This is a genomic window from Psychrobacter sp. ANT_WB68 (assembly GCF_008369115.1).
In the GTDB taxonomy this organism is placed as follows: domain Bacteria; phylum Pseudomonadota; class Gammaproteobacteria; order Pseudomonadales; family Moraxellaceae; genus Psychrobacter.
This window is the reverse complement of the sequence record NZ_VOAZ01000002.1, coordinates 1-25,700: the sequence shown is the minus strand read 5'-3', so window position 1 is coordinate 25,700 and position 25,700 is coordinate 1. Positions and strand designations below refer to the sequence as shown.

Genomic DNA, 25,700 nt, shown 5'->3' with positions numbered 1-25,700 from the left:
ACACGTGGTCAACAATGACGTGACAACTGGCATAAATTATTTACGTACTATACGCATATCGGCAATCAAAAGCTAGTTTTTAACTGCATTGGACGGTCATTTTCTCTGCAAAAAAAATGTGTTTTTTCTACGATGAACTATGCTATAGACGTTACCTTATATTAAGCCCAAATCCATATTTCCGAACAGGCGCTGGTATATATAGTGTAAGTCACGCAATCCAAACGCTTTTTTACTAGGCACTCATCCTTGAACTCCTCACCCAAAGATAGGGTTTTTGCTTTATAATGACCCACCGAATTTCATGGTGGTGTCAGGGGATGTTTAATGACGGCACTTATGATTAATTGTCACAAAATATTAATAGCCATGAGTTTGATGAGCGAATTGTATGATTAACCTTATCGACGCCATGTGGCACCACCGATTTGCCTAATATGGGCATTTTTCATTTGGCTTTGCGACTCTCGATATCAGCGTCAGCCTATTTTTGCTTTCCTTTTTTGCTTTTGTCTTACAGGTCACCTTATGAGTCAACTTAATCCCAAACAACAAGAAGCGATGCTCTACGTATCTGGTCCATTGCTTGTGCTAGCAGGTGCCGGCTCCGGTAAGACGTCGGTGATTACGCGTAAGATTGCGTATCTGATCGAAGAATGTAACATGCCAGCTGAGCGTATCACGGCGGTGACTTTCACCAATAAAGCGGCGCGTGAGATGAAAGCTCGTGTCAGTAAATTGCTACCGAGTGAAAAAACCCGCGGGCTGACGGTGTCTACCTTTCACCAATTCGGGCTACAGTTTTTACGTTATGAGCTGATCCATACGCCACTCAAAGGCAACTTCTCCATCATGGACAGTGACGACAGCAAGCGTTTGCTGATGGAGCTGATGATGCGTGACAACTTAAGCGGCGCGGAAAGTCGTGAGTTGGTCGGCAAAGCGATAAAAATGATTTCTGATTGGAAAAACGATCTGATTGAACCTGATAAGGCGATGGAAACCTTAGACGATCCAGAAGATATGATTTTTGCTACCCTTTATGCTTTATATGAGCGTAACCTGCGTGCTTATAACGCCGTTGATTTTGATGATTTGATTGTACTGCCAACCAAAATCTTGCGTGAAAATAGAGAGCTACGCGATAAATGGCAAAACCGTATTCGTTATTTATTGGTGGATGAGTATCAAGATACCAATACTGCTCAATATGAGATGATTAAATATCTGGTTGGACCGCAAGGACGCTTTACTGTCGTTGGCGATGATGACCAATCTATCTATGCATGGCGCGGCGCAAAACCTGAAAATATGGCGCTGCTCAAAGAAGATTTCCCGAAGCTTAAAATTGTCATGCTTGAGCAAAATTATCGCTCAACCACGCGTATCTTGACCTCTGCCAACGCCGTTATCACCAATAACGAGCATTTATTTGAAAAGAAACTCTGGTCAGATAAAGGTCAAGGCGAAAAAATTCGTATTATTAATTGCCGTAATGACGACGATGAATCGGAGCGCGTGGCAAAAGAGATCGTCACGCATAAATTGCGCTTTGGTAATGAGTGGGAGCAATATGCGGTCCTCTATCGCAGTAACTTTCAGGCGCGCATGCTAGAGGCACAGTTACGCCAGCTGCAAGTGCCTTATAAGTTATCGGGCGGTCAATCGTTCTTTGCCCGTAGTGAAATCAAAGACATCATGGGTTATTTGCGTTTAATTCTTAACCCTGAAGACGATAGTGCGTTTTTACGTATTATCAATACGCCTAAGCGCGGAATGGGACCGGCAACGCTCGAAAAGCTTGGCTTATTTTCACAAGAGCATAGCATTTCGTTATTGGCGTCTTGTACCCATGCCGGGCTTGCTCACGTTTTGCCATCAAAAGCCTATGGCACCTTAAAAGAGTTCGGTGACTTTATTGGTCACTATACCCGTGAGCTGGATCAGCATCCCGATCCCGTGCCGATCGTGCGTCAAATGATTGACGAGACCGGTTATATTGACTTCGTTCGTGGCGACTCAAAAACGCCGCAACAAGAAAAAAACCGTATCGATAATATCGATATGCTCTATACCAGTATTCAGTCGCTGATTAATCGTGCCGAAGAAGATGAAGACCGCACCATTGATACCATCATTCGTAAGCTGGTTTTGCTTGATATGCTCGAGCAACAGCAAGAAGAAGAAAACACCAATAAAGTAAACCTTATGACCTTACATGCGGCAAAAGGTTTGGAGTTTGATTTTGTTTATATCATGGGGCTTGAAGAAGAGATGCTACCGCACCGCAACTCTATCCTAAGCGAGACGGTCGAAGAAGAGCGGCGCTTAATGTACGTAGGTATCACCCGCGCTCGTCGTGAGCTGACATTGACCCTCGCCACTCAGCGCCGCGCCGGCGGGCAGATGCGCGTAACGTCTGAATCACGCTTTTTAGATGAATTGCCGGAAGAGCATATCGACTGGCCAGCCAAAGCGAAAAAGAAAAAAGCCAGCAAAGACCCTGAAAAAGTCGCTGATGAATACTTGGCCAATATTCGTGCTTTACTAGGGAATCGCTAAGCCTAACACTTAGAAAAGCCGCTCATGCTTATGCTTACCGCGCTTAAAATAAGCGGTAAGCTCAATTTTTATATTACTACCTTTTGAAAACTTGGAACCTTTATGCCCACCTCGACGCCGAATCCTGAAAGACCATTGACACGACAAGGCGAATACAATCCGGCAGAGTCGAGCGGCGAATACAAGCTTCTGTATTTACAAGGTTTGGTTGCTGATAAAGCGTACGAGGCGATTACTGAGTTTTTAGAAAAGCAGTCAGAGTATGAGATTGCTAGTTTACTAGAATCATTCCCTAGCCAAAACCGCTTATTGATTTGGGCGCAGGTGCCAGAAGATATCAAAGGTGAAGTGCTTGCTGAGCTGGAGTTTGATACACGCCAGCCGCTGTTAGAAAACGTCTCTTCAAAAGAGATATCACTATTTACCCAAGACCTTGATGCGCAAGATATCTCTGAAATTTTAGATACCGTTACCGAAAGTGTGCGTACCTCGGTGATGGCAACTCTAGATGAAGATATCCGCATTCAGGTCAATAAGCTTGATACCTATGCCGACTGGGAAGTCGGTAGTTATATGGATCCCGATCTCATTCAGATCAGGGACGATATCACCCTTGCAGAAGTACAAAACTGGCTGCGGGAAAATGCCGATTTGCTCGATGACGAAAGCCAAGAACTGTTGGTCGTTGACCAAAGCCAACAATTACTTGGGCTACTCAGTCTGGTCGATTTGATTAAACACGACCAACGTACCTTAGTTGAAGAGCTGATTGATGCAGCCATTACGATTAATGACCGCTTAGATATTCAAGATGCGGCAGCGATTTTTCGTTCAGAAGACATTCGCTTTGCCCCTGTGATTAATAGTCATGGCGAGCTGGTCGGTCAGTTAAATGGTGAAGACATCATGGAGATTATCCAAGATGATGTCGATAGCACCATGAAAAACCTTGCCGGTGTTAGCCAAGATGAAGAGCTGTTTGCGCCTATTTTGACCAGTGCCAAGAGTCGGAGTATTTGGCTCGGTATTAATTTATGCACCGCGCTCTTAGCTGCTGCAGTGATTGGTCAGTTTGAAGCGGTACTGGCAAAAGTCGTGGCGCTAGCAATACTGATGCCCGTGGTTGCCAGTATGGGCGGTATTGCAGGCTCGCAAACGCTGACGGTGGTCATTCGCGGTATGGCGATGGGTCAAATTGGTGGGTCAAATCGCTTGTGGCTACTCAATAAAGAGCTGTGGGTTGGCGCGATAAACGGTATCATATGGGCGATAATCATGGCGTTTATTGCTCAATTATGGTTTCATGACATTAAAATTAGTGCCGTTATCGGGCTGGCTATCGCGATTAACATGACTGCCGCCAACGTTTCAGGCATCAGTATTCCGCTGATGCTCAAACGTATGAACATCGACCCTGCACTATCCGCCTCGGTTATTTTGACCACCGTGACGGATATTGTCGGCTTTATGTCGTTTTTGGGCTTGGCAAGCGTGCTGATTCTTTAGTCAATCGCCTATGAAAAGTTAGAAATCAGCAGCTATTTATAATAAGAATAGTTGTTGTTAAGTATATATAAAAATCAGGGCCTACCCTAGATTCATTCTGTTTATAAAACTATTAAATCGTTAAGTGAGTGCGTTATGCAAGCTGTACAAGTTAAAGTCCTAAACCCCAAGATTACTGAAGATAAAGCGTTCTCCTTACCGACGCGCGCCACTGACGGCAGCGCAGGTATCGACTTGCGTGCTTGTATTGATGAGCCATTGACGATTAAAGCCGGTGCGACGCATTTGATTGGTACTGGTTTGGCTGTTTATATTCAAGATCCTAACTTTGCTGGCATGATTTTACCGCGTTCAGGGCTTGGTCACAAGCACGGTATTGTCTTGGGTAATTTAGTCGGCTTGATTGATGCCGACTATCAAGGTGAGCTGATGGTCAGTATTTGGAATCGCAGTAATGAAGATTTTGTGTTAAATCCTGCCGAGCGTATGGCGCAATATGTGGTTGTACCGGTTGCTCGTCCTGAGTTTGAAGTGGTGGCAGAATTTAGTGATACCAGTGCGCGCGGTGCGGGCGGTTTTGGACATTCTGGTCGTCAGTAGTCATTATTATTTGCTCTAAATTGTATAATCTAAATCGCATAACCTAAGTTGTATAAACAACTATCAGCGATTTATTTTTTATTCACCATTACCCCATTTATCACGACAATAAGGAGAGTAAGCGATGCCGTCTTTTGCTACGCAGCAATCCTTATTTCGTGCTTATGATATTCGTGGTTCGCGCCAGTATTTTACCAATGACTTTATTCACGCATTGGGGCGCGCCTTTGCTCATCTTTATCAAGTTCAGCAAAAAACTAATAACGAAAAACATAGCCAAAGCACTAACAAAAAAACCATCATCGTCATTGGTTATGATGTGCGCTGTGGTAGCGATACCATTGCACAATCACTCGCTGACATTTTGTCCCAGCAAGGCATGCAAGTCATCCAACTGGGTCTAGTGACCACGCCCATGATGGTTTTTTGGGCCGAGCAATATCAGGGGCATGGCATTATCGCGACGGCCAGTCATTCAGCTAAAGACATTTTAGGGGTCAAGTGGCTATTCAACCATACCTCTCCGAGCAGCTTAGACATTCAAGTGCTCTATCAGCAGCTAGCTATTAATAGTGCTCAACACCAGTCTTTAAGCCTCATTGATAGGCCCATTCATCATAAACAACAGCATTTACCTGTTAGCCGAGTCACAAGCGCTTATATCGACGCCATTACGCAAGCTTTTAAGCAAATTTATCAACATAATAGTCAGAACCCAGCAGAGAGCCAAATACCCGCTTGCAAACTTGATTTGTTGGTCGTTATTGATTGTATGCATGGCGCGACCAGTAATATTGCCCAGCCTTTATTTGCGCATTTTTGCCAGCAAGTCATCATGCTTAATGACACACCAAACGGTGACTTTCCTTCCGGCAATCCTGACCCGACTGAGCCGCAGCGACTTAAGCAGTTGCAGCACAATGTGCTTTTCAATCAGGCAGATATAGGTATCGCCTTTGATGGTGATGGCGATCGGTTAATGGTGGTGGATAATAATGGCAAAGTCGTCACGCCTGACCATCTGCTTTATCTGTTGGCAACAGTAGCGGTCAATCAGCGCCCTCAATCGCTAAATGCCTCTTTATTAAATGCTAAAGTGCTTTTTGATATTAAGTGCTGTCATCATCTGCCAAAGCTCATTACTGAACTTGGCGCAACCCCGGTGATTAGCAAAACAGGCAGCAGCCTAATGCGGCAAAAAATACAGCATTCTGATAGTCAAATTATCTTTGCTGGTGAATTATCTGGTCATTTTATTTTTAATGATAGCCGCTTTATTCCTTATGATGACGCCATGTATGCCGCATTAAGACTGCTACATTGGCTGGCAAAACCACAACTAGCTAATCCAGAGCGTACGACAAACCTAGCTGACATCATTGATGGTTTACCGGTTATCGTTAGTACGGCTGACCATTATCTGCCGCTGCCAGAGACGCTTGTAAGTGACTGCTCAATCGTGCAGCAACTGGCAAGATTCTGTCAGTACTTACAGCAATTGGTCGATGCAACGTCGACAAGATCAGTAGCATCAACTGTATCTAGCACACAGCCTGACCCGCAATCCATCATTGCCTGTGCACCCTCATTTTGTACTTGTTCGGCTAAAAGCCAATATATAACGTTAGAGCAGGCGCAAGCGTTATTGCCAGTGGGCACAAAGCTCAGCTGTATCGATGGGGTACGCTTAGATTTTGCCCACGGGTTTGGCGTATTACGGCAATCAAATACCAGTCAAAATCTGACTGTGCGCTTCGCCGGTGATAGCATCGACGACCTTATCGAAATTCAAACGAGGTTCGCCGCTTTATGCCGCCCATTTAACGAACATTTAGCGACGCAAATACTGGCTATTGTTGCTGAGTAGGTATTATTTAAATAATTATTCGCCATTTATTTTATGAGAGAATGCAAGAAAGCAACAGAAACCCTCAATTAACCGACCGCTTAACACCGTCTTTTAGGAGCTTGTCATGACGCTTAATTTGGATGAAGCCAAAATTACTGCTGAAGTATTAACCACGGCGCTGCCTTATATTCAACGCTTTGTTGATAAGCTCATTGTAGTCAAATACGGCGGCAATGCCATGACTGACCCTGCGCTTGAAAGCTCATTTGCCCGTGATATCGTCTTATTAAAGACCGTTGGTATACATCCGGTGGTCGTACATGGCGGTGGTCCACAAGTGGATAATCTGTTAAAAGAACTCGGTCGTCAATCCGATCGTATCGATGGTATGCGCGTGACTGACAAAAGCACGATGGATATTGTTGAGATGGTATTGGGCGGTAGCGTCAATAAATCCATCGTCAGCTTAATCAATAAGCACGGTGGACGCGCCATTGGTCTGACTGGTAAAGATGCTAATTTAATCCTAGCCAAGAAATTAATGATGGAAAAAATCGGCGCAGATGGTGTTGCGGTACCCGTCGATTTAGGCTTCGTCGGTGATGTGGTCAGCGTCAATAAAGACGTGATCAATATGCTGATTGCCTCTGATTTCATTCCTGTTATCGCCCCTCTTGGCGTCGATGAGGAAGGTAACACTTATAATATCAACGCAGATTTGGTCGCGGGTAAAGTTGCAGAATTTTTGCAAGCAGAAAAGCTCATGCTACTCACTAATATCAAAGGGGTCTTAGGTCGTGACGGTGAAGTCGTGACAGGATTGACGCCAAAGACAGTCGATGGTTTGATTGAAGACGGCATTATCTCAGGCGGTATGATTCCTAAGATTCAATGCGCACTTGATGCGGTGCGTAGCGGGGTAAAAAGCGCAGTTATTGTCGATGGTCGTGTGCCGCATGCCACGCTGTTAGAGATTTTTACCAACGAAGGCGTCGGTACTTTGATTAGCCGTGATTTGGATTCGTCAATGAGCTAGCAAGCTCTGACGATTCTTTGCATAAAAAAGCCCGAGCTTAACATCTAAGTTCGGGCTTTTTTATGCAAAGATTTTTGATTTAGACTAGTTTAATAAGCGCAAAACTCCACGTTACTATGGCTACTATTACCATACACCTTCATATGGTGATTGCCTTTGCGCTGGGTGATATAAGAGTTTTCATTTTCGTAGCGATCGCCGTTTAAGCGACCATTTGGTCCTGAGACATAAGCGACACTAATTTGGTCGTCACCGACGTTACGAATCACTAAGTTTTGATCGGGCAGTAACCATAAACGAAATACTTTGCCGTTTTTGAGATTGCCACTAAAATTGCCACAATAGCTGTCTTTAGCAAAGGTAATCTTGGTTGATGTATCAGCAGCTTGTGCGGTGGCCGTTAATAAAGGCGCTACCGCAAACGCCGCTATCAATATTAATTTTTTCATAACCCTATCCTCGTCCTTGAACATCATGAGCTAGCAAACTTAATTTCAATAACCATTACATAATTTATAGTAGACGAAATTAGCTATTTATCTATGAAAAAATTGTATCAAACTCAGCTTCATCAAAACCGCATAACAGGATCGGCTGACCGTTATTTTTATCTGCTAGCTTACCTTCTACTATCGGACGTTTAATCATACTGGTATTTTCTATAAGCAAATCAATGGCGTTATTGACGTTATCGTCAGCAGCTTGCTTCTGCTCATCGGTGAGCTTGCGCCATGTTGTTCCGCGCTTATTCAGCACTTTATCGATACCAAGCTCGTTAACCCAACGTTGAACGCTCTCTTTATCGATACGCTGCTTTTTATAATCATGAAAGTCATAGCTGACGCCGAGCTCATCAAGTTTATTAAAAACCTTTTTAATGGTGCTACAAGATTTGATACCGTAAATAGTGATGCTCATAAAAACTCCAAATCCATTATCATTATTTTACTTATTACACTTGAGCAAATTATTATACCTAACGCGCACTATTATATCTAAGTAGACAGCTATATCTGAGCATATCAGCGTTTTCTTTATGAGGGTGAAACATCCCTAAGCGTATTCACAGGGTAAATTTATCGCCTTTACAGTGAGCAAACCCTCTATCATATCGTCGCAATTTTCGCCAAATTACGCTATGCTATGGCATTGTAAAATTTTATCCAATTTATCTGTAACAACCTATTCCGAGCCAACTATGAGCAACGCCGTGACAGCAGAAACTGCTAATACTACCCATACCAATAATACTTCTATCGACAACGCCCAGTATCAGCCGCAACTCATCGAAGCCGCGCAGCAAGCCAAATGGGCAACGGATAAGCGCTTTGAAGTGAGCAATGAGCCAAGCGATAAGCCAAGCCGTTATATGCTATCGATGTTCCCTTACCCAAGCGGTAAACTGCATATGGGTCACGTGCGTAACTATACGATCTCCGACGTCCTGAGCCGTTATTATCGCCTCAAGGGCTACGAAGTCATGCAACCAATGGGTTGGGATGGTTTTGGCTTACCAGCTGAAAACGCCGCAATTGCCAATCAAACACCTCCCGCTGAATGGACGTTTGCTAATATTGATAGCATGCGCGCGCAGCTAAAACTGCTTGGTTTGTCTATTGACTGGTCACGTGAATTTGCTACTTGTAGCCCTGAGTATTATCAGTGGGAACAGTGGTTGTTTTTACAGTTATATAAAAAAGGCTTGGTTTATAAAAAACTTGCCACCGTCAACTGGGATCCAGTCGACAACACCGTATTAGCCAATGAGCAAGTCATTGACGGTAAAGGCTGGCGTAGTGGCGCGGCGGTCGAAAAGCGCGATATTCCAATGTATTACTTTAACATCACCGATTATGCCGATGAGCTGCTTGATGATTTAGACCAGTTAGAAGGTCACTGGCCCTCTGAAGTACTGACCATGCAGCGCAACTGGATTGGCCGTAGTGCCGGTATGGAAGTTCATTTCCCTTATGAGCTTGCTGGCGAAACCAGTACCTTAGATGTGTTCACTACCCGTCCAGATACCTTGATGGGCGTCACCTATGTCGCCGTTGCCGCTGAGCATCCATTGGCACAATACGCGTCTGAAAAAGATGAAGTAATTGCTCAATTCTGCGCCCTGTGCAAAAAAGGTTCGGTTGCTGAAGCGGACTTAGCTAAAGCTGAAAAGATTGGTATGGATACAGGTCTTACCGTCACCCATCCACTCACTGGCGAAGAAGTGCCAGTATGGGTTGCCAACTATGTGCTCATGAGCTATGGCTCAGGCGCGGTCATGGCAGTACCAGCCCATGATGAACGTGATTATGAGTTTGCAACTAAGTACAATTTGCCCATTAAGCAAGTGATTGATATCCCTGCTGGCTATTTTGATAACGCTGAAGAAGGTAATGACAATCGCGCTTATACCGAGCGCAATACCTTAGTCAATTCAGGTGAGTTTGATGGCCTAGATTTCGAGCAAGCGTTTGAAGCCATGCTTGCTAAGCTTGAGCCGCAAGCGCTTGCGAAGAAAAAAATCCAATATCGTCTACGTGATTGGGGTGTCTCACGCCAGCGCTATTGGGGCTGCCCTATCCCAATGGTCAACTGTGAGCATTGCGGTACTGTGCCAGTTGAAGAACAAGATTTACCAGTGGTTTTACCAACTGACGTCGTCCCTGACGGTCGCGGCAACCCATTAAAAAATATTCCAGAATTTGTGAATACCACTTGTCCTAAATGTGGCAATCCTGCTGAGCGCGAAACCGATACCTTTGATACCTTTGTTGAATCAAGCTGGTACTATGCGCGCTTTGCTAGCCCACATGATACGACCAATATGGTCAATAAATCGGCCGCTAATAAATGGTTGCCGGTTGACCAGTATATCGGCGGTGTCGAGCATGCCGTAATGCATCTACTTTATGCGCGCTTCTTCCATAAGCTAATGCGTGACGAAAACTTAGTATCAGGTGATGAGCCTTTTGCCAATTTGATGACCCAAGGTATGGTACTTGCTGGTACGTTCTACCGCGTCAATGCCGATGGCAGTACGACCTATTACTTTACTGAAGATATTGATATCGACTATAACGAGCGTGGTCAGCCAATCAAAGCCATCTTAAAATCAGATGGGCAGCCAGTGACGATTGGCAAAATCGAGAAAATGTCGAAGTCAAAAAATAATGGCGTTGATCCACAAATTACCATTGATAAATATGGTGCGGATACCGTTCGTCTTTATACCCTATTTACAGCCCCTGCCGACCAAACGCTAGAATGGTCAGACGATGCGCTAAAAGGTCCTTATAACTTTGTTAAAAAAGTTTGGCGTATTGCGACCGAGCATATGCAAGCATTAGCTGATGCCAATTTAAGCCTTGAGCAGCTAAATAATGATGCCTTAAATACGGATAACTTAAGCAAAGAAGCAAAAGCTTTACGCCGTAAGACCCATGAAACCATCGGCAAAATTGATAGTGATTTGGGCAAACGCTTAGCACTCAATACGCCAGTTTCTAGCTTAATGGAACTTGCCAATGAGTTAAGTAACTTTAAAGCTAGCAGTGAGCAAGATCTGCAAGTACAACATGAAGCATTGATTGATTTATTGATTATCCTATCCGTATACGCGCCGCACATTGGTGAGCATTTGCTTGAGCAACTAGGAATGGATACCGTGACTCTAAGCTACCCAGAAGTCGATGCAAGCGCTTTAGTGCAAGACATGATTACTATGGTGGTGCAGGTTAACGGTAAAATGCGCGGTAAAATGGATGTCGCCCCTAATAGCGACCCTGAGCAGCTAAAAGCCCAAGCAAAAGCGCTTGAAGGCGTGGCAAAATTCCTTACTGGCGAGATTAAAAAAGAAATCGTCGTACCGAATAAACTGGTTAATATTGTGGTTGCAGGCTAGACCTTTTCAACGTTACGTTTTCAAATACTGGGTTTTTAGACGTTGCGCTTTTAAATGCAGCGTTTTCAAACCTAGTGTTTTTAAACCCAGCATTCTTAGCAATTGCGTTTTAGGTCTTCTTATCAAAATAAGGATAGCGATTATGTCGTATAAGCACTCAGCTGGACAGTCACATCAAGCAGAATCAGACGAAAAAAGCACCATGACTCATAAATCAGGTGTCCAAAAACTAGCAACAGCGCTACTGACTGCCTTGCCAATGTTCGCAGTTTTGGGAGCGGGTGCCAGTCTCAGTGGTTGCGGCTTTCAGCTACGCGGCTATGATGCACCGATGTTATTTGATGTCGCTAAAACAGCGATAATTATCGAAGACAATCGCACCTCATTTCCATTGAAGTTACCACTCACAAAACGTCTACAGGCATTGGGCGTTGATGTGATTGATAATATGACCTTGGCGGATGTTGCCAGTAATAACCAAAAAGTAGGTGCAGAAACCATCGCTGCCATTACGGTTAACAACGTCCGTTTTAAGCGTTATGAATTGGTCGGTGTATTAACAGAAATTCGCTTGGTAATGTCAGCTGATGTCAGCTATCAAAGTGTCGAAAACGGCAAGCCGGTGACACTGACCAACCCTATCCAAGTTGAGCGTAGCTATCAATATAATGAGGCATCAGTGAGTACCGATGATCAGCAGGGCGAACAAATTCGCGATTGGCTTTACGACAGCCTAGCGCGCCGTATCACTGACCAATATGTAGCGATTGCGCTGCCTAAAATCGCCCCTAATAGCGTAAAACCGGCTACTCAAAATGGTAAAGGCTCAGTATCTACCGCCGTTATCGTACCGAGTTCTTAATATTGCTGTTTTTTATTTTTAAAAATCAAGTTTTTAAAAACATTCTTATTAAAGCTGCCTTTCATTTGAATTACTGTTTTAAATAAAGGCAGTTTTAACCTCCTATTCATAACCTTGTGTCCTTCTTCGCCTATGCAAGCTACCTTCATACAAGCCTATCCAAAAATACTACAACCCTCAGTGGCAGTACCAGGCTTGTGGCTGGCGCATGGTGACGAGCCATTACTCAGTCAATGGCTCATCGATGCGCTGCGCCCACATTGGCGGGCGCAGAATTACGCCATTAAGCGCATCGAGCTGGTGTCAGTAAATAGTTGGCAGGAAGTATTATCAGAGCTTGGCAGTCAGTCTTTATTCGATGATGCTAGCGCCTTAATTGTCACCGGCAACCATAAACCTGATAAAGCGGTTATCACCGAGCTAGAACGTTTTGCCGTCGATGCGCAAACAGGGGCGCATAGCCATAGCTTATTATGGTTGACGCCAAAGCAAGACAAACGCGCGCAAACTAATAAATGGTTTGCGCCATTTGCGTACTATGGTCATGTCATCGATTGCAATTTGTATAATGAGCAGCAACGTCAGCAGTTATTGCAGATACAAGCTCAGCAATTTGGTTTAACATTATCGCAAGAAGCTTGGCAGCTGCTGATGTCGCATACCGAACATCATCTGCTCAGTGCGTATCAAACCTTATGGCGGTTATCGTATTTATTTGCTCCACAATTGATGGCAATTAATGACAGTGATGATAATAGTCATAGTACTAATTTTGACAACAATTCTAGCCAGCCTCTGACAAATGTGGCATTAGATATTAATGATCTACAAGCAGCATTGGTCAGCGATGCGCAGTTTAGCGTGTTTGATTTGTCCGATGCGATGCTTGCTGGCAATAGCGCCCAAGTCGCCAAAATCATTTTTCAGCTTAAAGCGACTGACGAGCCAACAACCTTGGTTTTATGGGCAATAAGTAAAGACATGCGGCAAATCATGCTATTGATGGATGGGCAAGACCCGCAAGCGCTTGGCATTTGGCGTAGCAAGCAAGGCTTATATCAGCAAGCCTGTCGCCGCCAATCAAAGGCACAAATAGCAGCTTGGCCTGCCCTACTTTATAAATGTGACCAAGCAATTAAAGGCTTAGTGCGCCAGCCAGCGTGGGAGTTGTTATTGCAAGCAGCGCTTGAGCTCTCAGGGCGACGTTTGTTTAAAACGCCATCAATCATCGCAAACAACTCATGACGAATAATGCATCGCGTTTTTATTTAACCCTCTATCTAGGGTTATTTTTTTGTTCATTCTTTGATGCTTTATTTTCCCTCTTAACGTTTCGCAAACTAATTGCCATTCCCTTTTGTCCACCAAGCCTCTATCATAGCTACACTTGATTTAACTGTGATTGGATTGTTGTCATGCGCAAAATGAGCAAGAAGTCTGCTATTAAATGGGGCGTTATTGCCCTCGTCATCATCGCTTTAGGGTTTTTAGCCTACAAAACCTTGAAGCCAAAAGAAACCACACCCAACTATCTAACAGCGACGGCTGAGATTGGCGATATCGAAAATAACGTCATGGCATCCGGTAAAGTAAAAGCGTTAAATACCGTCGATGTTGGCGCGCAGGTATCTGGTGAGGTGACGCGGCTGTTTGTTGACGTCGGCGATGAAGTAAAAAAAGGCGATTTAATTGCACAGATTGATCAAGTCACCCAAAAGAATAGTTTAAGCAATGAGCAAGCAAGCCTTGAGCAAAGTGAAGCGGCGCTACAAAGCGCCCGTGCCGAGTCGCTAAGCCGTCAGGCAAGTCTAAAAAGTGCGCAAGCGGATCTTGCCAGCCGTCAAGCTGAGTTGAAACAAGCGCAAACAGACTTCTCACGCTTGCAAGGCTTACTGGCTATCGATGCGATATCGCAGCAAGATTATGATACGCAAGCAACAAAGGTTGCCACCGCTCAAGCATCTGTCGCCAATGCTCGCGCTGCTATTGAGACGGCAAAAGCGGCGATTGCTACCACCGAAGCGAATATCAATAGCCAGCAAGCCGCGTTGCGCAAATCTCAAACCAACGTCAGCACCGCGCAGGAAGACTTAAGTTACACCACCATTCGTGCGCCGATGTCAGGGACGGTGGTATCGGTGACCACTGAGCAAGGTACGACGGTCAACGCCAACCAAACTGCGCCAACCATTGTGACTTTAGCCGATTTATCCACCGTGCGTATCAATGCGCAAATCTCTGAAGCCGATGTCATTAACGTTAAAGCAGGCTTGCCAGTCTATTTTAATATCATCGGTAATCCCGATCAAAAATATGATGCGACCCTCAAAGCGATTGAACCCGCTCCTGAGAAAATCAGTGATACTAGCTCTACCGATGCGGCCATTTATTATGTTGGTTATATCGAAGTACCCAATACCGAGCGCCGCTTTCGTATCGATATGACCGCGCAAGTTTATATCGTCATTAATCAAGCAAAAGACGCGCTGCTTATCCCCTCTGCTGCCCTGCAGCCTGCCGGCAAATCTAGAAAACCTAAGGGCTCTAAACCAGAGTCTACCACTGCAAATAAGCTGGATAGCGATTCTAGTGCAACCATGGCAACGGTGCGTGTGCTTAAAGCTGATGGTGAAGTTGTTGAACAAACCGTCAAAGTCGGTATCAATAATCGTGTCAATGCGGAAATTTTGAGCGGTCTCAAAAAAGGCGATGAGGTTATCTTAAGCGAAGAAGGACCTAATATTGGCAGTAAGGGCGGCAGAGGTGGCATGGGTGGCAGAGGCGGTCGACCATTTTAATATGAGGTTATCATCGTAAGATTAACGATGTTGAAGCGTTGAGACTATTGAATTTTAAAAGGCTCGAAATTTAAAACTCTAAAACCTACGTTGAATCGATGATAGCAAAAAACGAGCGTTGATATTGATTTGATATAAGCAGGATAGCAAATGAGTAACCAAGACCCGACTTCTAATGCCACCGCTACGCCTTTGATGGAAGTCAAAGGACTGATTAGAGAGTTCAAAGCTGGCGAGCAGACCATTCGCGTCTTGCATGATATCAACCTGACCATCAATCAAGGCGAAATGGTGGCTATCATTGGGCAATCAGGCTCGGGAAAATCGACCTTGATGAATATCTTGGGTTGCTTAGACCAAGCGACTGCCGGCGACTATAAGATATTTGGTCAATCGGTCAGCCGCCTAGATGCGGATGAGCTGGCAAAACTACGCCGTGAGCACTTTGGTTTTATTTTTCAGCGCTATCATCTATTGGGCGACATTAATGCCCGTGACAACGTTTCTGTACCAGCAGTCTATGCTGGGATGGACGGGCAAGCACGTAATGACCGTGCCGAAAAACTATTGTCAGATTTAGGACTGGCGGACAAAGTTAATAATCGCCCAAGCCAGCTATCGGGTGGACAGCAGCAGCGTGTGTCTATCGCAAGGGCGCTGATGAATGGTGGCGATATCATCCTAGCCGATGAGCCAACAGGTGCCCTAGATAGTAAATCAGGTAAAGACGTCGTACAAATCCTCAAAGACTTAAACGCGCAAGGTCATACTATAATAATGGTCACCCATGACCCGGGGCTTGCTGCCCAAGCTGAGCGCGTGATTGAAATCAAAGACGGTTATATCATTGCCGACTATAAAAATGAAGATTATCAGCGCCCAGAAGCACAGCCAGCAGCTATGATAGACAAACACCGTAAAAGTGCCTTTAGCAGTTTTATCGACCGTCTATTTGAAGCCTTTAAGATGTCTTTACTTGCTATGCGTGCGCATAAAATGCGCACGTTATTGACGATGTTAGGGATTATCATTGGTATTGCTTCCGTGGTATCGGTCGTCGGTTTGGGTAAAGGCTCACAAGAGCAGATACTGTCCAATATTAGCTCCTTAGGTACCAATACCATTACTGTCACTGACGGTTACCCTTACGGTGACCCTAGGCGTCAGTACAACGATGATAATTTAACCCCACAAGACGCCCAAGCGGTCGCTGACCAACCCTATGTGCTCAGTGTCAGCCCGCAGCTCAATAGCAATATGAACGTGCGCTATCGTAACATTCAAGAAGCTGCCAGTATCAGTGGCGTTGGTAAAGACTATCTCGATGTGAGCGGTGAGAAGCTGGCACTAGGTCAAGGCTTTGATGAACAGAGTATTCTGCGCCGTACCCAAGATATCATTATTGATAATAATGCCAATAAAACTTTTTTTCCTGACAATGCCAATCCGATTGGCGAGGTATTACTGATCGGTAGCGTTCCTGGGCGCGTGATTGGGGTATTAGAGCCGAACGATAGCGGCTTTAGTAGAGGCGCAGATTCGCCGACTTTATATATGCCCTACACCACTATGATGTCGCGGCTGATAGGCAGTGCCTATATTGAGAGCTTTGTCGCGCTGATTGACAACAATATATCCTCTTCTGCCGCTGAGTCTGCCATATCTGAGCTGATGAAAAGCCGTCATGGTACCGATGATTTTCGCATACGTAACTCCGACTCCATTCGCCAGACGATTGAATCAACCACGGCAGCCATGACATTATTGATTTCATCCATCGCCATTATCTCTTTAATCGTTGGCGGTATTGGCGTCATGAACATCATGCTGGTATCCGTGACCGAGCGCACTAATGAGATTGGCGTACGTATGGCCGTCGGTGCGCGTCAAAGCGATATCATGCAGCAGTTTCTGATTGAAGCCGTTTTGGTCTGTATTTTAGGCGGACTATTGGGTATAGGCATGGCATTTGCGATTGGTGAGCTGATTAACCGTGTCGGCGGCGATAGTTTCAAAGTCATCTACTCATCAACCTCTATTATCGCCGCCTTTGTCTGCTCAACGCTTATTGGGGTTGTTTTTGGCTTTTTACCGGCACGCAACGCCGCCAAGTTAGATCCAGTAGAAGCGCTTTCTAGGGATTAAAAGAATTTTGAACACAACGTTCAAGACCAACTGCTCAAAACTAACGGTCAAAAGTACGTCTTTGATAGGATTTTAGCGTGTTTCGAAACCCATTAAGCCTTAAATTTAAAAAAATAGGATTAATTCACATGGATTTGCACTTTTTTTAACATTCGGGGTTGTAATTGTCTTAATAATATATATAATGTGCTCTCACGTTTAGAGATACAAATAATCTAAACGAGTAAACAAGCTTATTGTCTCTTTTGATATTGATTCATGAATAGCTAAAGAAATGAAGCTTTAAGACATTTTTTAGATGTCTGGTTTTAATAAATTTCCCTTTAAGGAAATTTATCTTGCGAAGCTAAAATTGTCCTGCAATTTTTTAACGCTTCTCAGGGCCGATAGCTCAGTTGGTAGAGCAGTTGACTTTTAATCAATTGGTCCCGCGTTCGAGTCGCGGTCGGCCCACCATATTTAGTATTATCCTTATCATGTATGCTACCCTATCCGGTAGTAGCGTAATAAGTTTTAAGAAGCTTTCTTTTAGAACGCTTTATAGAATTTACGAAAATGTAAATTCTCTTGCAGAGTTAAAAAAGCAGTGCTTTTTTATACACTCTTCAGGGCCGATAGCTCAGTTGGTAGAGCAGTTGACTTTTAATCAATTGGTCCCGCGTTCGAGTCGCGGTCGGCCCACCATATTTAGGAAAGCCCAATCATTTAATGATTGGGCTTTTTTTTGGCCGATATTATTTAATACTTATTTCACTAAGGCGTATTCACTCTTTTGCGCGCAAACTTAACCTGTGCAAGCATGAGTTTAAAACCATTTTTTAGCGTGGTTTCTCGTGGTTCATTCGGTGTCTGTTCTATCAATCGCTCAAAGTCTTCATCACTGAGCTTAACCCTTTTATCATGTGCCAGTAATAAAGTATCTGGTTGCAGTGCTTTCACCTTGGCCAATGATGCACGGTAAGCGTCAGGCAAGGTAATTAAATAAGGCGAGACAAATCTATTTTTGATGATTAATATCAAATCGGCGGTATACGCCTGCTTGCTTGGCGGATGCCATAAAGACAAGTCCCGATCGGTATGCCCTGGTGTGTCCAAGACGATCCAATCTTCAAAGTTTGGCACAGGGTCACCATCCTGAACGTTGACATCTGCTTTTAGAATGGGATTGTACCAGACATTGGTAACCGACTTACCTTGTCGATTGGCCACATAATAAGTCAATCCCAAATCATTCAGATGAGCGACTCTGCCCGAAACACCATGATACCAAGGCTTTTTAGACATAGCGGTGACGATTTGACAGCCTGTTTTTTGTTTCAAAAGTTCAGCGCCGCCAGCATGATCAGGATGCATATGCGTGACCATGACTGTCTTAAGTTGCTCGACCGGACGTTTTAGATTATCGGTAATATATGCTAAAACTTTATCTACATCACAGCGACATCCTGAATCTAACAATAGCAACTTGTCAGGATAAACCGCCATATACGTTGTCTGAATATATCCCTCTATGGCAACGATATCTATTAAACTCATAATATTCCTTTATTTTGATATAGTCTTTAGCCTAGCTATTTATAAACATTTATATATAAAAGCGCAGCCGTCCTTCAACACGCTCTAAGCAATATGATTTGTCATTATAACGCTCAGTATTGGTTTATGAATGATATTCAGTGAACGCTTGTGGCTAAGCTTTAGTATTTAGGCGTTTATCAACCATTTATTGGCTTTTACACTTCGTTCATAAACAAAAAAACCCAGCCCTTAAGCTGAGTTTTTTTTAATCATTTAAATGAAAATAGCTAACTTTCTCGATAGATAGCTTTTATAAAGCGTTATGCCAAGTCACGGACTTTTGGCTCACGTTCCCACAAGCGAGATTTGGCATTTTCGATAAAGGTATCCAATTCCGCCAGTGGTGTGACAAAAGCATCTTTCTCGATTGGTAATTTACTTAAGATAAACTCATCGGTTGCCCCACAATAAGCAATGGCTTTACAGTGCGCGTAGGCGTCCGTAAACCAATCAAGGGTAGCGCTGTCTTCAGCCAGCTTCTTTGCTTGCTCAGGCATAATGATACTGACCACCGCGTCAAACATTACTGACGGACCACCTGCAACGCGCTCATCGGCTTGTATGCGAGTATCGTCGTCTAAGATTACCTCTTTACTTGGCGCTACGATTTTCACCCGAGCGCCCTCTGCTTTCGCGGCCTCTTCAAACTTCTTAATCTCACTGTGTTTTGAGCCTTCGGCGACTAAAATGCCAATTAAGCGACTTTTTAGGGTTTTAGGCGTCAAGCCAATCGTTTGTAACTTCTCAGAAGTCGCCATATCTTGTATCGGCGCTGCAGACTCTGCCGCTGCTGGCAAGTCCATACCCAATGCTGTTGCGACACGTTTTGCCAAGTCTTCATCAATATTACGTAAATGCCCGAGCATACGCGTACGTACATGCGCCGTATCTACTTTGCCAAGCTCAAAGGCATATGCTGAAGCAATATGTGCTTGCTCAGTTGGCGTTTGGCTAAGGTAGAACATGCGCGGCTGGCTATAATGGTCCGCAAAGCTTTCAGCGCGCACACGACCTTTGACGCCATCATCTAGCTGCTCATGGAACGACTCAAAGCCTTTCTTAACACTTTCGCGTGGCCTTGTTGGATCAAGACTTTGTGGTTCATATAACACGCGAGTTTTTGGCACTTGCATTTGCATATGACCGTCTTGCTGATTGTTAGCAAACGGACATTTTGGCGCGTTAATTGGAATTTGCGCAAAATTCGGTGAGCCCAAACGCGACAGCTGCGTATCCAAATAACTAAATAGACGGCCTTGTAATAAAGGGTCGTTACTAAAGTCGATGCCCGGTGGCAGATGCGATGGACAGAACGCCACTTGTTCCGTTTCGGCAAAGAAGTTATCCGGATAGCGATTTAACACCATTTTACCCACGATGCGTACCGGCACCATCTCTTCTGGAATCAGTTTAGTCGCATCTAAGTGATCAAACGGAAACGCATTGGCTTCTTCTTCAGTAAATAGCTGTACGCCAAATTCCCACTCGGGATAGTCACCATTATTAATCGATTCAAATAAATCTCGGCGATGATAATCAGGATCCGCGCCAGAGATTTTAACCGCTTCATCCCATGTGGTCGACTGTACGCCTAGTACTGGCTTCCAATGGAAGCGTACAAAGGTGCTTTTACCATCTTTATTAATAAAGCGATAGCTATGGATACCGAAGCCTTCCATCATCCCCAAACTACGAGGCAAAGCACGATCACTCATTAGCCAAATGACATTGTGCATGGTCTCAGGGCTAAGCGAGACAAAATCCCAAAAGGTATCATGGGCAGAAGCCGCTTGCGGGAAGCCACGATCAGGCTCTGGTTTAACCGCATGAACCAAGTCAGGGAATTTCATCGCATCTTGAATAAAGAAAATCGGCATATTATTACCAACGATATCCCAATTACCTTCTTCAGTATAAATTTTCACCGCAAAACCACGCACATCACGCGGTGTATCTTTTGAGCCTTTATTACCAGCAACCGTAGAAAAACGGGCAAATAACGGTGTCTGTTTGCCTGTTTCGGTTAAAATCTTAGCGGTGGTAAATTCTTCTAACGATTCGGTCAGCTCGAAATAACCATGGGCGGCACTACCACGTGCATGGACGATACGTTCTGGAATACGCTCATGGTCAAAGTGATTAATCTTTTCGCGTAAGACAAAATCTTCTAATATCGTCGGGCCACGAGCGCCAATCTTAAGGGAGTTTTGATTGTCCGAAATGACAACGCCTTGCTGGGTTGTCATGGCTTTAGTGTCGCCATTAGCACGTTGGTGAGTTTCACCGCCATTGCCGCGTTCAGTATTCATGTCTTTAGCGGGGTCGGTATGATCGATATTATTATTCATAAAATATCCTAGATAATGAGTAAAAATGGGCTATAGATAGCCCATTAAATAGGTGCTAACACAGTTTTTATATCCTTGGAGATAGTTTTGACTTCACATGTCGTTTAATTTTCTGCGTGTAGCACGATTAAGGATAAAAATTGACTCAAGCACTCTTGAGATAGCAATGCTGAGCTCAATAATTATCTTACTCAAAAATCTTAGGCAGGTATGTCAACTATATAGTTAAGCGTGTTGATATTTGGTTAAGCAAGGTAATCATTAATGAGCATTGAAAATCGTTTCAAGTCTATTATTTTTAACAATATAGGGTTGTTATATAGTTATTCTTTATCGTATTCTTTATAAGAATCTATTTATTATTAGTTAAAGAGATGGATAGGTTTTTAACTCTAATGTGTGTTGTTTTTCACTGACATAATGAGGCTACCCATGATATCCATTTTTACTGATTTACCTAAGTGTTATAACGCAAGGTTTTTGTCTAGCGCCTCTTTAGGCTTGATGGCATTAATTTTCAGCCAAACCGCCACTGCGATTACCACTAAAAATGTCACTTATACGGTAGACAATCAACCCTATGAAGGCTATTACGCCAAAGCCGACAAAGCCAATGCGCCTTTTATCTTACTCATTCATGATTGGGATGGACTCACGGACTATGAGCGCAAACGCGCTGATATGTTAGCGGAGCAAGGCTATAATGTATTGGCTGCTGATATGTTTGGGCAAGGCATCCGCCCGACGAACATTGAGGACAATAAACGCTTAACTGGAGACTTATATAACGATCGCAGTAAAATGCGCCGCTTACTGCAAGGGGCACTGAATGCAGGACAACAACAAGGTAATAATGTCCGTGAAGGCGTTACGATGGGCTATTGTTTTGGTGGTACGGTTGCTCTAGAGCTAGCACGCTCAGGATTCCCGCAAAAAGCATTTGTACCTTTCCATGGAGCCTTTGATATCCCAACGGGTCAAAGTTATGACAAAACGACTGGCGAGATCTTAGTTTTCCACGGCTCTGCTGATGATTCTGTATCCTTAGAGAGCTTTGCTACTTTGGGCAAGACATTAGAAGCGGCAAAAGTGCCGCATGAGATGGTGACTTATAGTGGCGCGCCACATGCCTTTAGCGTGTTCGGCAGCGATAGATATAACGCTCGTGCTGATGAGCGTTCTTGGCAGCGTTATTTAGATTTTTTAGCAGAAGCCTATAAATAATTTGACTGTATGCAAAAAATATTAGCAGCTCTACACAAAAAGACCTCTCAATCGATCGTATAAGATTTTGATTAAGAGGTCTTTTTTGTTCTAAATTTTCGCTGATTTAGTATTTTTGGAACACCAATAGCTGATTATTAGATGGCATTGCATACTTATCAGATAGGTTTAGATGATGCCTCTTTGCCAAAGCTATTATGTCTTCTAAATGACGAATACCGCTCTTTGGGTCGCGTTGTCTGAGGCTGATATCAAACTGCTGATTACCGGCGCTGGTGTAATGTTCGTTTTCGTTAAACGGTCCATAAATGATCAACTTTCCATTGATAGGTAAAGCATGACCCACTAACTCAAATAATTTTTCCACCAAAGACCACGACATAATATGCAAAGTATTGGCAGTAAATACTGCATCGTAAGGCGCATCGACAGCCTTGTTTATTGGTACCGAATCACACGATACATCAAAAGTGAGCGGCGCATATAAATTAGGCGCAGGATAAGCACCATGCCAAGCATTGATGGTAGCATGATGCGCGAATACATCACTGGTCTGCCAATTTAAATGCGTCAATCTCGGTGCAAAATATACACTATGCTGACCCGTCCCTGAACCCACTTCTAATACATGAGTAAAGTCTTGCAACTCTTGCTGTAAAACTTCCAATATCGGCTGCTTATTATTTTCACACGCTTGAGAAAAGGGTAATGCAGCAGAAATAGAATCAGTATTATTATGCATTATTAACATCCTAAATTTTATATCATTGATATCTCGATATTAATAATAGCGAAACACCTAGGGTTAATAAATTCCTGCTTCTACCCCAGCTGCTAAAGTCATCGCCAGCTCTTCGACTTGCTCGGTAAATGCCTCTTGCCAATCACCTTGCAATATTAATGCTTCTTGAATCCATTCCCAACGTAATCCTGTCGTAATCGTCTTTATAGCAAGCTTAGTGCCCGTACCATCATGACCTGCTCGAATATATAATGCAAATGGCATGCCCTGCTTCTTCTCTAACACAGGGTAGTAACAGCGATCAAAAAAATCTTTGGTCAGTCCTGCCATATAGGCCAAATTCTCAGTCGTCCCTAGTAATAGCGCATCTGCTGCTAATACATCTTCAGGCTGGGTGTCCTGTGGGGACTTTAATATGACATTGATATCTAAGTTAGGATGATTAGCACCGTTATAAGCCGCTTGGGCTAATTTTTTGGTATTAGGCGACGGTGCATGCGCGACGATAAGTAAGGTTTTGCTAGTCATATCAATCACCATGATAGAGGTTACTAGTTTTTGGAATTAGTAATTCTTGGAATCAATAGCTCTTAGAATTAATAGCTCTTAGAATTGATAGTCACTTTTTGAATAATATCAGGATGAATGCTTTTAGCAACCGGACACGTGAGTGCGGTGTTATAGAATATCTTTTGCGTTTTGTCATCTAACTCTTGATTAAAAGTAATCGCGACATGTACTTCACTGACGCGTCTTGGATCAGCTGCCATCACTTTCGTCACTTCAGCCGTAGTTCTTGCAATATCGATTTCCATATCGCGAGCTTTGATACCAATAATCGTTAACATGCAACTAGCTAAGCTCGTCGCTAATAAATCAGTCGGTGAAAATGCTTCGCCCTTACCTTGATTGTCAGTCGGTGCATCAGTAATAATTTCATTATTAGATTGTAGATGAATAGCAGTAGTGCGTAGGTCGCCTTGATAAGTTACTTTTGAGGTTGTCATAGTGGTCTTGTTCTCTTTAATAGTTATATTTGTTGAAATTCAGCTCTTTCAAGATTTTTAGATTAGGTAATCAGTATCTAAGGAGTTAGTGTAGAAACTTTTAAACAAAGTCTTTAGGTATTGACTGCTTAAAAAGCGGGAAATCAATCCAAAAACATACATCTGTTAGACACGATGCTCATCTACAACTAGCTGCTCTCCATTTCGCTCTTTTTGTCTAAGTTGAGGTGCATCCAAATCTGTAATTTGCATAAAATGTGTCAGGAACGAGACCCAAGCATCTTGATAAACATAGTCATCATGTAGTTCATCATAAAGACAGAATTCTGCCTGTGTATTGAAAGGGTCTTCTGAACCTTTAGCTGGTCTAACAGCAAATACTTTGTATAAAGTAGTATGCAAACTTTGTGTTATGGACTTGCCACTCAATAATTCATTAACTTTTCTAACAACCTCTGAAGGTTTTAACTTACCAACATTTACAGCTTCTATTTTTATAGTTTTATCTTTGATAATTACGTTAAGCTTTTCGTATGCAGCTATATCTTCATCGCTAAAGGCATCCCATTTTACAAACTCTATGGCTGCATCAGCTCTGTTAGTATTAGAAATTTTAGGAATTTGTATAAGCTTAATACTATATTCGATAGAATTGTACGTATCATCATCTAACGTATTTCTATATTTTTGAACAAAAGCTACTATTTCCGATAAATCTTTTGATAATGCAGATCTATTCGCTTGTTCTTGTTGTTGTGAACGTATTTGAGAGAACTGAAGGCTATATACTAATGCTTCATTTATTGAATAAGAACTACCAAAAAATTCAATCAACTGGCTTTCATAGTTGAATAATAAAGATTGGCACTCGCCAAATATAAGAGTATCTACCTCTCTTTTTCAATGTGTCGATGTTCAATCTTATTTCTAAGCTTAATAAAAAAATTGAGATTCGATTCTACTCCAGAAGCAAGCTTTCCATCATACTCTTTAATACATGTAGCTAACTCCCATGCCTTTTTTTCACCATAACTGTATCATAATGACCATTCTTCTTCTTGTGATAGTATCTATCACCTATCTTTATATTAAAATAAGCATGAAATAATCTAGTCCACGCCATTATCATCATAGTGATAAAACCTTCACTACGAAAAGTAGTTCTCGGTTTATTATAAATTTCAACTGCTAAGAGGGCTGAATCAATTGAAGCATCGAGAATAGATTTAGTCTTTCTTTTACGTAATTTCAATTCTCTTCCTTAATACAGGTAATAATTCAATATTTTTTAAGTAAAATATAAGTATTGCAAGCCAGTAATATAACAATATAATTTTTATGATGAATTGTTTTAAGAGATAAATATTATGATATAAAGCTCACCAAGCTCAAATAAGAGAGTTTGCCCTTAAAACCCAAATCCGCAGACAAAGAAAACCCCCTTACACAAAGTGCAAGGGGGTTTAGCTTTAAGAATAGAGAGCTGACGATGACCTACTCTCACATGGCCGGAGCCACACTACCATTGGCGCAATGATGTTTCAC

At 43.1% G+C, this 25,700-nt stretch carries 21 protein-coding genes and 2 tRNA genes; 13 read left to right on the top strand and 10 right to left on the bottom strand.

Annotated elements, in window-relative coordinates; genetic code table 11:
- Positions 1–528 precede the first annotated feature (528 nt).
- The 5 genes from FQ084_RS05340 (at position 529) to argB (ending at position 7,553) form a co-directional block, all read left to right on the top strand.
- Entirely contained in the window at positions 529–2,562 is a 2,034-nt protein-coding gene (locus tag FQ084_RS05340) for a UvrD-helicase domain-containing protein (RefSeq protein ID WP_149489625.1), read from the top strand.
- Positions 2,563–2,664: 102 nt separating this feature from the next.
- Positions 2,665–4,068, top strand: a complete 1,404-nt coding sequence (gene mgtE, locus FQ084_RS05335) for a magnesium transporter (protein ID WP_149489624.1) — start codon at positions 2,665–2,667, stop codon at positions 4,066–4,068.
- 135 nt (positions 4,069–4,203) lie between these two features.
- A complete protein-coding gene (gene dut, locus FQ084_RS05330; protein WP_149489623.1) occupies positions 4,204–4,668 on the top strand; it encodes a dUTP diphosphatase in 465 nt (154 codons plus the stop codon).
- A gap of 124 nt (positions 4,669–4,792) precedes the next feature.
- Positions 4,793–6,535: a phosphomannomutase gene (locus FQ084_RS05325; protein ID WP_149489622.1), complete on the top strand. Its 1,743-nt coding sequence runs from the start codon at positions 4,793–4,795 to the stop codon at positions 6,533–6,535.
- Between the two features lie 106 nt (positions 6,536–6,641).
- A complete protein-coding gene (gene argB, locus FQ084_RS05320; RefSeq protein ID WP_149489621.1) occupies positions 6,642–7,553 on the top strand; it encodes an acetylglutamate kinase in 912 nt (303 codons plus the stop codon).
- Positions 7,554–7,642: 89 nt separating this feature from the next.
- Here the strand turns inward: argB and FQ084_RS05315 are convergent, their stop codons facing one another.
- Together FQ084_RS05315 and FQ084_RS05310 are read right to left on the bottom strand one after the other, a co-directional pair.
- On the bottom strand, positions 7,643–8,002 hold the full coding sequence (locus tag FQ084_RS05315) for a hypothetical protein (protein WP_149489620.1): 360 nt from the start codon (positions 8,000–8,002) through the stop codon (positions 7,643–7,645).
- Positions 8,003–8,093: 91 nt separating this feature from the next.
- Positions 8,094–8,471, bottom strand: a complete 378-nt coding sequence (locus FQ084_RS05310; protein ID WP_149489619.1) for a Spx/MgsR family RNA polymerase-binding regulatory protein — start codon at positions 8,469–8,471, stop codon at positions 8,094–8,096.
- A gap of 280 nt (positions 8,472–8,751) precedes the next feature.
- On the opposite strand from FQ084_RS05310, the gene leuS reads away from it, so the two are divergent.
- From leuS to FQ084_RS05275, 7 genes are all read left to right on the top strand, one after another.
- Positions 8,752–11,451 (top strand): leucine--tRNA ligase, encoded by a 2,700-nt coding sequence (leuS, locus tag FQ084_RS05305; RefSeq protein ID WP_410477329.1) that lies wholly within the window; start codon positions 8,752–8,754, stop codon positions 11,449–11,451.
- Between the two features lie 142 nt (positions 11,452–11,593).
- Positions 11,594–12,313, top strand: coding sequence for a hypothetical protein (locus FQ084_RS05300; protein WP_262880671.1), 720 nt, complete (start codon positions 11,594–11,596; stop codon positions 12,311–12,313).
- A 132-nt stretch (positions 12,314–12,445) separates the two neighbouring features.
- Positions 12,446–13,558 (top strand): DNA polymerase III subunit delta, encoded by a 1,113-nt coding sequence (locus FQ084_RS05295; protein ID WP_149489618.1) that lies wholly within the window; start codon positions 12,446–12,448, stop codon positions 13,556–13,558.
- 170 nt (positions 13,559–13,728) lie between these two features.
- Positions 13,729–15,111: an efflux RND transporter periplasmic adaptor subunit gene (locus tag FQ084_RS05290; protein ID WP_149489617.1), complete on the top strand. Its 1,383-nt coding sequence runs from the start codon at positions 13,729–13,731 to the stop codon at positions 15,109–15,111.
- 150 nt (positions 15,112–15,261) lie between these two features.
- Complete coding sequence (locus tag FQ084_RS05285) at positions 15,262–17,256, top strand: MacB family efflux pump subunit (RefSeq protein WP_149489616.1); 1,995 nt, start codon at positions 15,262–15,264, stop codon at positions 17,254–17,256.
- A 380-nt stretch (positions 17,257–17,636) separates the two neighbouring features.
- Positions 17,637–17,712: transfer RNA gene (locus tag FQ084_RS05280), tRNA-Lys, on the top strand.
- Between the two features lie 152 nt (positions 17,713–17,864).
- A tRNA-Lys gene (locus FQ084_RS05275) sits at positions 17,865–17,940 on the top strand.
- A 69-nt stretch (positions 17,941–18,009) separates the two neighbouring features.
- Here FQ084_RS05275 and FQ084_RS05270 read toward each other — a convergent pair.
- Both FQ084_RS05270 and FQ084_RS05265 read right to left on the bottom strand, forming a co-directional pair.
- On the bottom strand, positions 18,010–18,792 hold the full coding sequence (locus tag FQ084_RS05270) for an MBL fold metallo-hydrolase (RefSeq protein ID WP_149489615.1): 783 nt from the start codon (positions 18,790–18,792) through the stop codon (positions 18,010–18,012).
- A 302-nt stretch (positions 18,793–19,094) separates the two neighbouring features.
- On the bottom strand, positions 19,095–21,182 hold the full coding sequence (locus FQ084_RS05265) for a catalase (protein WP_149489614.1): 2,088 nt from the start codon (positions 21,180–21,182) through the stop codon (positions 19,095–19,097).
- Positions 21,183–21,614: 432 nt separating this feature from the next.
- Here FQ084_RS05265 and FQ084_RS05260 point away from each other — a divergent pair, with 432 nt between their 5' ends.
- A complete protein-coding gene (locus FQ084_RS05260; protein WP_149489613.1) occupies positions 21,615–22,406 on the top strand; it encodes a dienelactone hydrolase family protein in 792 nt (263 codons plus the stop codon).
- 106 nt (positions 22,407–22,512) lie between these two features.
- Here the strand turns inward: FQ084_RS05260 and FQ084_RS05255 are convergent, their stop codons facing one another.
- The 6 genes from FQ084_RS05255 to FQ084_RS13445 form a co-directional block, all read right to left on the bottom strand.
- Positions 22,513–23,148 (bottom strand): DUF938 domain-containing protein, encoded by a 636-nt coding sequence (locus tag FQ084_RS05255; protein WP_149489612.1) that lies wholly within the window; start codon positions 23,146–23,148, stop codon positions 22,513–22,515.
- 63 nt (positions 23,149–23,211) lie between these two features.
- Entirely contained in the window at positions 23,212–23,676 is a 465-nt protein-coding gene (locus FQ084_RS05250; protein WP_149489611.1) for a flavodoxin family protein, read from the bottom strand.
- 68 nt (positions 23,677–23,744) lie between these two features.
- On the bottom strand, positions 23,745–24,155 hold the full coding sequence (locus FQ084_RS05245) for an OsmC family protein (RefSeq protein ID WP_149489610.1): 411 nt from the start codon (positions 24,153–24,155) through the stop codon (positions 23,745–23,747).
- 165 nt (positions 24,156–24,320) lie between these two features.
- Positions 24,321–24,989 (bottom strand): hypothetical protein, encoded by a 669-nt coding sequence (locus tag FQ084_RS05240; protein WP_149489609.1) that lies wholly within the window; start codon positions 24,987–24,989, stop codon positions 24,321–24,323.
- A 53-nt stretch (positions 24,990–25,042) separates the two neighbouring features.
- Positions 25,043–25,150: a DUF3644 domain-containing protein gene (locus FQ084_RS13450; RefSeq protein WP_149490183.1), complete on the bottom strand. Its 108-nt coding sequence runs from the start codon at positions 25,148–25,150 to the stop codon at positions 25,043–25,045.
- An 8-nt stretch (positions 25,151–25,158) separates the two neighbouring features.
- Positions 25,159–25,407 (bottom strand): DUF3644 domain-containing protein, encoded by a 249-nt coding sequence (locus FQ084_RS13445; protein WP_149489608.1) that lies wholly within the window; start codon positions 25,405–25,407, stop codon positions 25,159–25,161.
- Positions 25,408–25,700: the final 293 nt, after the last annotated feature.

Coding starts and splice junctions, on each gene's coding strand:
- FQ084_RS05340 (WP_149489625.1), top strand. CDS start 529: ATGAGTCAACTTAATCCCAAACAACAAGAAGCGATGCTCTACGTATCT.
- mgtE (WP_149489624.1), top strand. CDS start 2,665: ATGCCCACCTCGACGCCGAATCCTGAAAGACCATTGACACGACAAGGC.
- dut (WP_149489623.1), top strand. CDS start 4,204: ATGCAAGCTGTACAAGTTAAAGTCCTAAACCCCAAGATTACTGAAGAT.
- FQ084_RS05325 (WP_149489622.1), top strand. CDS start 4,793: ATGCCGTCTTTTGCTACGCAGCAATCCTTATTTCGTGCTTATGATATT.
- argB (WP_149489621.1), top strand. CDS start 6,642: ATGACGCTTAATTTGGATGAAGCCAAAATTACTGCTGAAGTATTAACC.
- FQ084_RS05315 (WP_149489620.1), bottom strand. CDS start 8,002: ATGAAAAAATTAATATTGATAGCGGCGTTTGCGGTAGCGCCTTTATTA.
- FQ084_RS05310 (WP_149489619.1), bottom strand. CDS start 8,471: ATGAGCATCACTATTTACGGTATCAAATCTTGTAGCACCATTAAAAAG.
- leuS (WP_410477329.1), top strand. CDS start 8,752: ATGAGCAACGCCGTGACAGCAGAAACTGCTAATACTACCCATACCAAT.
- FQ084_RS05300 (WP_262880671.1), top strand. CDS start 11,594: ATGTCGTATAAGCACTCAGCTGGACAGTCACATCAAGCAGAATCAGAC.
- FQ084_RS05295 (WP_149489618.1), top strand. CDS start 12,446: ATGCAAGCTACCTTCATACAAGCCTATCCAAAAATACTACAACCCTCA.
- FQ084_RS05290 (WP_149489617.1), top strand. CDS start 13,729: ATGCGCAAAATGAGCAAGAAGTCTGCTATTAAATGGGGCGTTATTGCC.
- FQ084_RS05285 (WP_149489616.1), top strand. CDS start 15,262: ATGAGTAACCAAGACCCGACTTCTAATGCCACCGCTACGCCTTTGATG.
- FQ084_RS05270 (WP_149489615.1), bottom strand. CDS start 18,792: ATGAGTTTAATAGATATCGTTGCCATAGAGGGATATATTCAGACAACG.
- FQ084_RS05265 (WP_149489614.1), bottom strand. CDS start 21,182: ATGAATAATAATATCGATCATACCGACCCCGCTAAAGACATGAATACT.
- FQ084_RS05260 (WP_149489613.1), top strand. CDS start 21,615: ATGATATCCATTTTTACTGATTTACCTAAGTGTTATAACGCAAGGTTT.
- FQ084_RS05255 (WP_149489612.1), bottom strand. CDS start 23,148: ATGCATAATAATACTGATTCTATTTCTGCTGCATTACCCTTTTCTCAA.
- FQ084_RS05250 (WP_149489611.1), bottom strand. CDS start 23,676: ATGACTAGCAAAACCTTACTTATCGTCGCGCATGCACCGTCGCCTAAT.
- FQ084_RS05245 (WP_149489610.1), bottom strand. CDS start 24,155: ATGACAACCTCAAAAGTAACTTATCAAGGCGACCTACGCACTACTGCT.